At 42.5% G+C, this 10,602-nt stretch carries 6 protein-coding genes; all 6 read left to right on the forward strand.

Features of this window, described 5'->3' with window-relative positions:
* The first annotated feature begins 6 nt into the window (after positions 1-6).
* Genes G5B30_RS05345 through G5B30_RS05370 form a run of 6 tightly spaced genes read left to right on the forward strand, consistent with a single transcriptional unit; the run spans position 7 to position 10,594 of the window.
* Positions 7-3,141, forward strand: coding sequence for a SusC/RagA family TonB-linked outer membrane protein (locus G5B30_RS05345; RefSeq protein ID WP_165318939.1), 3,135 nt, complete (start codon positions 7-9; stop codon positions 3,139-3,141).
* Positions 3,142-3,154: 13 nt separating this feature from the next.
* Positions 3,155-4,756 (forward strand): RagB/SusD family nutrient uptake outer membrane protein, encoded by a 1,602-nt coding sequence (locus tag G5B30_RS05350; protein WP_165318940.1) that lies wholly within the window; start codon positions 3,155-3,157, stop codon positions 4,754-4,756.
* 17 nt (positions 4,757-4,773) lie between these two features.
* On the forward strand, positions 4,774-5,706 hold the full coding sequence (locus G5B30_RS05355) for a DUF5017 domain-containing protein (RefSeq protein ID WP_165318941.1): 933 nt from the start codon (positions 4,774-4,776) through the stop codon (positions 5,704-5,706).
* 34 nt (positions 5,707-5,740) lie between these two features.
* A complete protein-coding gene (locus G5B30_RS05360) occupies positions 5,741-6,772 on the forward strand; it encodes a DUF5017 domain-containing protein (RefSeq protein WP_165318942.1) in 1,032 nt (343 codons plus the stop codon).
* A 10-nt stretch (positions 6,773-6,782) separates the two neighbouring features.
* Positions 6,783-8,582, forward strand: a complete 1,800-nt coding sequence (locus G5B30_RS05365; protein WP_165318943.1) for a sialidase family protein — start codon at positions 6,783-6,785, stop codon at positions 8,580-8,582.
* Positions 8,583-8,620: 38 nt separating this feature from the next.
* Entirely contained in the window at positions 8,621-10,594 is a 1,974-nt protein-coding gene (locus G5B30_RS05370; protein ID WP_206367023.1) for an FG-GAP repeat domain-containing protein, read from the forward strand.
* Positions 10,595-10,602: the final 8 nt, after the last annotated feature.

A 10,602-nucleotide genomic window follows, 5' to 3' on the forward strand; every position in this document is an offset into this window, starting at 1 on the left:
GAATTCATGATGATGAATAAGCAGTTGTTATTGGTCTTGTTGTTGACACTGACCGTAACGTTTTCGTATGCGCAACGGCGACAGTACACCGGAGTCGTTGTAGACTCAAGTACAAATGAAGTGATGGTGGGCGTGGTTGTCCAAAACACAAATACCCCCAACTTCAATGATCGAACCAACCAATCCGGGGAATTTACCATAGAAGCCTATCGAAGGGATATTGTTTCATTCTCCTTCGTAGGTTATGAAACCGTCAATTTTATGGCCCAGGCAATACCCAAACAAATTGTCATGAGGCCTTCCTCCACGAATATTGATGAAGTGGTGGTAATCGGGTATGGTACGGTCAATAAAGAAGATTTTACCGGATCCTTGTCTTCCGTCGATGTAGAGGATATCAATCGGGCTCCTGTTCCGAATGTTGCACAAGCTTTAGCTGGTCGTGTCGCCGGATTGCAGGTCAACGCCACATCCGGTCAGCCGGGTGAAGAATCGGATATTATTATCCGGGGAGGGAACTCCATCACGCAGGATAATTCGCCGCTCTATGTGGTAGATGGCTTTCCTATGGAAGGATTTAGTCTGTCTTCCATCAATCCCGAAGAAATTGCAGAGATACGGGTGCTGAAAGATGCTTCGGCCACCTCAATTTATGGTAGCAGAGGAGCGAATGGAGTCGTCATTATCGAAACCAAGAAAGGCAGTGAAGGCGTACCGACGATCACCTATAACTTAGATTTTAGTGCACAGAAACCGGTGAAGATGATGGATATGATGGATCCTTACGAGTTTGTGAAATACCAAATAGAAATGGATCCGGATGACGCAACGAAAGTTTATCTGACTCAACAAGATCGGGTACTGGAGGATTACAAAAACATTGAAGGACATGATTGGCAGGACATGTTGTTCAGAACCGCGCTTATGCATAATCATAATCTATCCTTAAGAGGGGGCAGCCGTGGCACAAAATATTCCTTCTCCGGAAACTTGATTAACCAAGACGGCGTAATCATCGAATCTGGATTTAGCCGATATCAAGGGCGCGCGCGCGTGGATCAGGAGATCAATAAAAATCTAAGCGTTAATTTTAATGTCAGCTATTCGAAAGACAAAAACTATGGACAGCTGACTAATGAGCAGGCGTCGGGTAATAACTCTTATGCGACTTATATCATGTACCGTACCTGGGGCTACCGACCTATTTCTACCGGAGGCGATCTCACGGAAATGTTATTCGATGATGGCGGGGATGACGGTGAAACCTTATTGGTGATGAATCCGATTATTTCGACTCGAAACGAATTTAGAGAGCAGAATAGGACATTCTTCACGGGGAATTTGGGCCTTGATTATAAATTGCCTTATAATTTGCTGTTGAATGTTCGCGGAGGGTACCGATGGAGAATGTATAGAAATGAAGCTTTTAACAATTCGAAAACATACAGAGGTTTTCCGCATCCAAATAATGCCAATGGTGTAAACGGTAGCTATTCCGAAAATACATATACCGACTGGATGAATGAAAATACGTTGACCTACAAAAAACAATGGAATAAGGTTCATCGTTTCGATGCTTTGGTGGGGTTGACGATGCAAGGTCGCCTTACAGATAGATACGCATTCACGTCTATACAAATTCCAAATGAAGAATTGGGATTGCGGGCATTGGAATATGGTAATATCAAATCCCCTGTTTCCACTGCATCTCCCAATACGCTGATGTCCTATTTAGGACGGGTTAACTATAATTACAAGAGTAGATACTATTTAACAGGTAGCTTTCGGATAGACGGTTCGTCAAAATTTTCTCCACAGCATCGCTGGGGTTATTTTCCGGCATTTGCAGTGGCTTGGCGATTGGGTCGTGAGGAATTTATCAAGGATATATCTTTTATCAGTGATTCAAAACTGCGAGCCAGCTGGGGAGCAACAGGTAATAACCGGGTGAGTGACTTTGCGACAGCTAATATCCTTACTTTAGATGATCGCTATGGTATTGGCACCGGAGGATCTACGCCTGATTATGGTACGATCATAAACAGCTTTGGAAATAAAGATCTACGTTGGGAGACTACGTACCAATGGGATATCGGTTATGAGTTGTCTTTATTCAAAAATCGATTAAATTTTGTGGTGGATTATTATAACAAAGATACCAAGGATCTGTTGCTCAACGCTAATGTACCTTATAGCGTCGGTTTGCAACGTATCTATCGAAATATCGGCTCGATCCGTAACCGAGGTTTTGAAATTGAAGTCAGTTCCATCAATATCAATAAGAAGGATTTCAGATGGAGTTCCAGTTTTAATATTTCCTTTAACCAAAATAAAGTATTGGGATTAACAGACGACGAAAAGACGATGTTCAGCAATGCGCGATTTACCGCAAGTTGGAACAGCTCAAACTTGTATATCACCAAAGTGGGAATGCCAGTATCATCTTTTTATGGTTTGCTATGGGATGGCGTATATCAAGTCTCCGATTTCAACCAGTTATCCAATGGTTCTTATGTGCTTAAAGACGATGTGGTATCTCTGGAAGAAGATAGAACCAGCACGCAACCCGGTGACGTCAAATATAGAGATGTTAATGGGGATCTTGTCATCGATGACAATGACAAGGTGATTATGGGGCGTACTCTGGCTAAACATTATGGTGGGCTCAATAATAATTTCAAATATAAAAATGTGACGCTGAATGTGTTTTTTCAATGGAATTATGGTAATCAGATTATGAACGCCAACCGACTCATGTTCAATGGAAACAGTACCGGGCGACGTGGTTTGAATCAATTTGCGTCTTATACTGACCGTTGGACCTTTGAGAACCCTTCAAATGAACATTTTAGAACCAGAGGCTATGGCCCTATAGGATATTATTCGACCAAAGACCTGGAAGACGGTTCCTATATCCGCTTGAAAACTGTCGAGTTGGCCTATCGTTTACCAAAGCATTGGATACCGAGTGTATCGCGTGTGGATGTCAGCGTGGCTGCACAAAACCTGTACACCTGGTCAAACTATTCGGGTTTGGATCCAGAGGTTTCCACACAAAATTCGATTTTAACACCTGGTTTTGATTATTCAGCATATGCACAGAATCTGACGTTATCGTTTGGTGCTAAGGTTACCTTTTAAAATAGATATGGGTATGAAAGATATAATTAAAAAAATAGCTATAGTAAGTGTTCTTTATTTAGCAACATCCTGTCACGACCTGTTGGACATCGATCCGGCAAAATATGCGATGGTCAAGGATGATTATTATACGACGGAAGCTGAGTTGAATTATGCCTTGAATGGTGTCTATGCAGCGCTAGCTGATGGTAATCTATACGGCAATAATATGTTAGGCAGAATGGGATTAGAAGCAGATGAGGCTTATGAAGATTACAGTACAGACGAGAATTCAGTCGGTGATTATAATGTAACACCAACCGATCCGAAAATTCAGAACTACTGGCGTTCCTGCTATGTAGGTATCGACCGGGCAAATAATCTATTGGCCAACGTTGACAATGCAGCGATCGAAATCGATGAGTCCAGACGAAATGATATCCGAGGACAGGCCTTGTTCCTGCGGGGATATTATTATTTTATGTTGGTGACACGTTTTCAAGGCGTTCCGCTGGTATTAACACCGATAAAAAATGCAACTGCTGAGGAATTACAACATCCGCGGGCAACAGGAAGGGAAGTGTATACCCAAATCCTAAAGGATATGGAACAAGCTGCTGCTTGGGTAAGACCGGCGAGCGAGGTCGGTACGGGCGGACGTGTTTCTAAATCAGCCGTATGGGGTATACTGGCTCGGGTGAATCTGTATTTGGCAGGTTATCCGTACAACGAAGGAGAAAGATATGAAGATGCCATGTTATATGCGGGCCGCGTGATCAATGAAGGGTTTCATGCATTGAATCCATCCTACAAACAGGTCTTTATCAACTACGCACAGGATAAGTACGATATACAGGAAAGTATCTTTGAGGTAGAATTTCATAGCGATGGAACAGCGGTTTATCCCACAGCAGGAATGGTGGGAAGGAATAACGGAATCAGAAACCCGGTAATCGATAATATAATTGGCTTGTCCATCGGTGTATTGCGGTCTACAGATTATTTGTACGACTTATATGATGCCAATGATGAGCGTAAAAATTGGAATGTCGCACCATTCTATTATACGAATGTAGAGGGAGTTGCGACGAAAACAGAATGGGGCGTAAATGATTCAAAGTACCAACGGTTTTGCGGTAAATTCAGAAGAGAATATGAGACCGTGCTTCCCAAGCTGAACTCGCAGACTCCGCAAAACTTCCCATTGCTGCGGTACTCGGATGTACTATTGATGTATGCCGAAGCATACAACGAGGTTTATCAAGGGGTCAATGACGATGCGATAGAATACCTCAACATGGTTCAACGCAGGGGACTGGGGTTAGATCCTACTGTGGCTAGTCCGTCGACGGACTTTACGGATAGAAACTATGCCGACTTTAAGAAAGAGGTTCGGGATGAAAGACCACGGGAATTATGTTTCGAAATGCTGCGTAAGAATGATGTAATACGCTGGGGTGTATTTTACGATAATATGGTTGCGAGAGAGGCCGAAACGCCGCAGACGTTTACCTCTTCCTACTATGTGCGTGCACGCACCTATTTCCGAAGTGTAGAACGCAGAGATCAGTGGTGGCCAATCCCATCGTATGAAATGGGCGTAAATAAAAAATTAGTTCAAAACCCAGGATGGTAATTATGAAAAGTAGTCCAATGAAAAAGTATTTAATTTTAATGAGCGTTCTGTTTGTCGTCATGTCTTGTCGCGACTCTTATGAAATTACAGAACCCCACTTAGATGTCTGGACAGACAAGGCCGTGTATAAGGTGGGCGATACCATTATCTTCCATATCGAAGGCAGTCCGGATATGATAACCTTCTACCCCGGTAGTTATGGCAAGGAATATCGGTATCAGGACGTCGAACGTATTTATGAATATATGCCGACGTTAGGTTTCAGGGCCGCAAAATTTGCAGGTAATAATGAAGACTGTGCAGAGCTGTTGTATACCACGGAATTCAACGAAAATTACGATTATACCAATGTGAGTGCGGTAAACTGGATTAATATATCGGATCGATTTGATATCCCGCCTATTGATGGTACATCGGCAACCTTTTCGGATGCTGGAACTGCCGATGTCACGGACATATTTGAAGAAGGTAAGCCGGTATATTTCGCGTGGTATTGTAAGACAAACGAAGCTTCACAACGGACGCGGTTTCAGGTAGCAGATTTCAATCTTAAAGGAATTGCTACGAATGAACCTGATATTTCGGGAATATTAGTTTCACAAGCAGCTATGGGCTTTCAATGGTCATTAAATCCAGAGGCTGCAGCACAGACTTCGAATCTACCGAGCATTACCAATTCCCTAATCTATTGGAATGGTATTTTCGATAATACTGCTGGCCTCTTGAAAGAAGGATATGCTGTTAGCGGTCCGATCACTTTGCCTGATCAGATGAATTTGGGTAAAGATTATCCCATTGTGGTCAAGGGAATGCAAATGGAGAACATGACGGAGTACACCTATGCATTTGAGGAAGCCGGTGAGTTTGAAGTTACGTTTGTAGGTTTCAATGTGAATTTTGCGGGGAGGAAAGAAATTGTGAAGACGATAAAGCTGACGATCGAGGAATAATAATATTCAGTAATGAATAATAAATGATATACAGATGAAAGGTATAATAAAATATTGGATGGCACTGAGTATAGGTGTTATCTTGGCATGTAACGCCGACAGTGTAGAGGTTATCGAGTTGCCGAAGATTGATGTTGAAGATCCTACGGTAAAAGGAGCATTGGAGTTCGACGTAGAAGTAACCGAAATCGTGAAGGACACTGTGCGTTTCCAGCTGTCCGGTAATCCGGATTTAATTGATTTTTACTCGGGTACCTTTGGTAATGCGTATGATTATATAGACAAGGATCGATTTTATGATATCATGGCTAATCTAAGTTTTAGATCGGGTAAGTCTCCGGATAATGGAAGTCCCGAGAACTACGATTGTGCGGAATTATTATACTCTACCGATTTCAATGGCGAGCGCGAAGACATCAATGCTTATGCGAGTGTTAAAGCTGCTACATGGATACCTATTACCGATCGGTTTGAGTTGCCTCAAGGGAAACCTGAGGGGATTGCGGTATACAAAGAATCCGGAGTCAAAGATGTCTCTGATATTTTTGCCGAAGGCAAACCGGTTTATTTGGCGTGGCATTGTACAACTCAAGCCGAATCATCAAGAGTGCAGTTTAGGGTGATAGAGTCAAGCATTCAAGGGGTTGTGATTGACAATAGCTCTTTGTCCACCGAGCTATACAAACAAGCTGAAATGGATTTCAAGTGGGTAGAGAATCAGGCGTCAGCGGAACAACCGGCTAGCAGACCTACTGTCAGTACCACGCAGGTAAACTGGAATGGTATTTTCAACAATAAAACCTCGAATACTAATTCCAGCCAACAACACCCTCGTTTGGGGCAATTCAAAGAGGGTTACGCCATTAGTAAAGCTTTAGAACTTCCCCGATTTAATGCAGGAAAGGACAAGCCCACACTCTTAACACCTAAGAATGACGGTAATTGGGGCGAATATGAGTTTATCTACGATAAGCCCGGTGTATATGAAGTCGTGTTTGTCGCATCGAACGTCAGGGATGGTGGTGAACCGATTATGAAAACCTTTACGGTGACGATTGCAGAATAGATTACGTGGGATGAAGAGTTGGCATACCAAGATCGTAGTTGTTTTATTTGTTGCACTGCTATTCGGATGCAAGAAGGTACCACCTATATCCGAGCAGGAGGACGACGGTGACTCGGTACAACAGACGTTTAATCCCTATCCGGGGACGATCGTCTTTGAGGTCGATGATCCCATCAACGATTATACGGTCCAATCACCGAGTGTTCTCGTACTGTCCAATGGGAATTATCTGGTCTCCTTTTTTTACGACGGAGGGACCAGTGTTTATATATCCAAAGACCAAGGAAAAACCTGGACGCAGCATTCCCGAGTGTCACCATCCAATTTTGCGACCCTGTTTGAACATAATGGGAATGTATATCTTATGGGAACGTCAAAGGGGGGCAGGGGAGATATAGCTATTTATAAGTCTACCGATCAAGGTAAAAACTGGACAGTTCCGACGGATGCAAACAACGGTATATTATTTAAAGGGATGTTTCATACTGCCCCGGTTCCGGTCGTAAAACATAACGAGAAAATATGGCGGGCGTATGAAGAAATTTTTGATTCGGCGGAAAGCCGGGACTTTTATGCGTTTGCTGTCTGTGCCGATGAAGATGCTGACCTGTTGAAAGCATCCAGTTGGAAGCGAACCAATAGCATTCGTTTTGATGAGTCCTGGATTAACGCCCGGCGTCCGAATTGGTTGGAAGGGAATATCGTGGCCACCCCTGAAGGTAAACTGATCAATTTTATGCGCTTGGAAACCTGGCCGGGATCAGGCATCGCCTATGAGATTCAAGGTGCTGCAAGTGGTAAACCTCGGCATGAGGTTGCTGCATTTCTGGATGTCGACGCAGAGAATATGACCATAGCATTCAAGAATGAAGCTCGAAATTACATTCATTTTCCCGGAGCTGAAAGCAAATTCACCATCCGTTATGATACCCAATCTCAATCGTATTGGACGATTACCAATAAGATTACGACTTTTGTCAATACAAGTGGTACGCATGATCTGAGTACCCATCAGCGCAATGTTCTGGTCTTGATGCAGTCTGAGGATCTGGTCCATTGGAAGGTGAAACGGAAAGTGTTGCGGTGGAATGAGGGAGCAAAGCTAAAAACTTGGGATACATTTGGCTTTCAATATGTGGATTGGCAATTTGATGGGGAAGATATTGTCTTCGCAAGTCGGACATCCTGGTATGGTAAACGTTACCATGATGCCAATATGATCACCTTTCACCGTGTTAAAGATTTCAGGAACACTTCGGGAGAAGAGTCGGAGGATCTATTGAAATATACGCAGCATCCGAAGCTGTTTGATATACCAATTAAGGGTATTAAAAATGGAGATTTAACATTTGGTGATTTTGAGGTGGCTGTTTCTATAGGAGACGGGATTGATATCGATGAGGAGGGGCATATCACTTTGAAAAACCAGTTGATCTCTAACGATGAAAACCAAGCGATGAAAGCCTTTCGATATGTTGAGCTAAAGATAGTAAATCATAAAGGGGATAATTTTTCGCTTGAAACGCTGCAAGCATCCATTAAAGGGAACAACAGAAGTTTTAGGTTGAAATGGGTGTACAGTATAGACGGCAAGACTTTTCATCCGATTACCGATTATTTGCACCGTGTAGAGGGGATTAATGGAGTAATCTTTGATAACCCACCGTTGTACCTGCCTGTATATAGGCCACTAAATAAGGTTAAGGGGAGAGATGGAGCCATATTGCGCTGTGTGTTTGTTAATGGAGATGATGGTGGTAGCTATGTGAAATTTGATGACAAGATTACGGTAGGAGGAAGGATTTTGTAACGACCTTGGAGAGAATTTATAAAAAATAAAATAAAAATATGTTGAACAGAATCCTTTTTATTTTGGTTCTTTTGATGAACCAGTTGCATATTCTTGCTCAGCAAGCAGAAAGTACATTTGTAAGCGGAGAGCCCATCAAAAACGGTTCTGCCGATGGAATAGGGCATTTTGCGTTGCCCTCTATTACAGGAGCGATTATGGGCATGGCCATCGTAAATGATGATGAATATCCAGACCTTTTTCTGCAATCAGATAACAGGGCACCGGGTACTTACCTGTATTACTTCAAAAAATTAACAGAGAAAGGCGAACCTGTATTCTCACAGGGCGTAAAAATAAAACTTCCTTTTGAAGATACAGGAAGAAATAGGGGGACTGTCATCCAAACCTCGGATAAACAGATTCATGGATTTTGGCGATTTGGGGGAAAAGCAATCAAAACATCGGTTTTTGATAAATCAAGCACTTCTTTTGACGAAGCGAAATCAATAACTGTTAATGGTTTGCCAAGAGGATTTTCCACTTTTGGTGTGGTAAAAACACCGGAAGGAAAATATCTTTTCCTGTTTACCATAGCAAAGGTATCCACTTCTCCTGTGATAAAAATGCAGTTCGACAGCCTTTATTACACACCCGAAGGATTCTGGCCCAATGAACTAACCGAAGTGGGTATTTACGGAGCATTGGTAAATGATCTGGAGAACCTCAAACAACTGGAAGCAAAACCTTTGACCGAGTTGAACCAAACTTATTTCGGTATCAGCGGTTATACCGGTTATGAAACAAAAAGCAAAGAAAAATATGTAATCTGCGGAACTAGGATGGGAAATATACACGCCTATCCGATAGATGAAAACGGATTATACCCTACGAAATACGTAGTCGATAAAAACCATATTATACAGCGAACACCAACGGTAAACGGTTATCCTACTTATTTTAAAGGTCCCGGGCAAACGGAAGGTCTGTTGCTCTCGGGAGAGGGGGGTATTTTCTTCTATCAGAACACGAAACAAAAAGATAAAAACGGTAATCTGGTTTTTGAAGATCCCGCTTATATTTTACAGGAGAATCCTACCCTTTATGGAGGTTCTTTGGTAGTTCCCAGTCTTACAGACTGGGATGGGGACGGTGTGCTGGATATTGTCTCAGGAAACTCTGCAGGTAACATTTTGTTCTTTAAAAATACAGGCACCAACATAAAACCAGCTTATCAGAATCCGGTTGCTTTAGAAGCAGGAGGCGTAAAAATTCATGTTCAACCTGGTTATCGCGAAGATATACAGGGGCCACATGAAGCTCGCTGGGGTTATACCTGTCCGGTAGTTTACGACTGGAACAAAGATGGTTTACCCGATATTCTGACCGGAGACAGCAGAGGAAAATTTATGGTGTACGTCAACAAAGGAACAAAATCAAAGCCAGCGCTTGAATCTGAACACCCACTTTACATCAAAGGATTGAATGTACATGGCGGTTGGCGTTCCATTCCTGGTGTGGCAGAAATGGGTGGCAAAGATGTATATATAATTTTAGATAGAGACAATGATTTTCACCTGTATTATAAAACAGATACTTACAATATAGACGATGCTGGAAAATTAAAGTTAACAGATGGTAAAAACATACACGGGCACCGCCGAAAAGGAGGGCAATATGGCAGGGCAAAAACGCATATAGTTGATTGGGATGGGGATGGGGTAAAGGATATGTTGATTGGTACAGGCAGGGGAGCAGCTATACCAAATCCGATGACGGGCTTGCCTTATAATCGCAAGATAAAAAACGAGGGAGCGGCTGTATTATTTTTGAGAAATGCCGGAACCGACGCAGAACCGATTTTTGAATTTCCCAAGATGATGAAGTTTAAAGGTGAAGATATTCTTTTGGGAGCGCATGAATGCGCGCCGACAACAGGTTATATAGGGGGAGATGGAAAAACGCTTAATCTGATCGTAGGTACGGAATATGGGACTTTTATTTATTATGATAGGAAAGATTTGAGCTGGTAATAAACTAT

Source organism: Sphingobacterium sp. SGG-5 (assembly GCF_011043525.1).
Lineage (GTDB): Bacteria > Bacteroidota > Bacteroidia > Sphingobacteriales > Sphingobacteriaceae > Sphingobacterium.

Excerpts from the sequence above, each read along its gene's own strand:
- G5B30_RS05370 (WP_206367023.1), top strand. The coding sequence starts at position 8,621 with ATGTTGAACAGAATCCTTTTTATTTTGGTTCTTTTGATGAACCAGTTG.
- G5B30_RS05345 (WP_165318939.1), top strand. The coding sequence starts at position 7 with ATGATGATGAATAAGCAGTTGTTATTGGTCTTGTTGTTGACACTGACC.
- G5B30_RS05350 (WP_165318940.1), top strand. The coding sequence starts at position 3,155 with ATGAAAGATATAATTAAAAAAATAGCTATAGTAAGTGTTCTTTATTTA.
- G5B30_RS05360 (WP_165318942.1), top strand. The coding sequence starts at position 5,741 with ATGAAAGGTATAATAAAATATTGGATGGCACTGAGTATAGGTGTTATC.
- G5B30_RS05365 (WP_165318943.1), top strand. The coding sequence starts at position 6,783 with ATGAAGAGTTGGCATACCAAGATCGTAGTTGTTTTATTTGTTGCACTG.
- G5B30_RS05355 (WP_165318941.1), top strand. The coding sequence starts at position 4,774 with ATGAAAAAGTATTTAATTTTAATGAGCGTTCTGTTTGTCGTCATGTCT.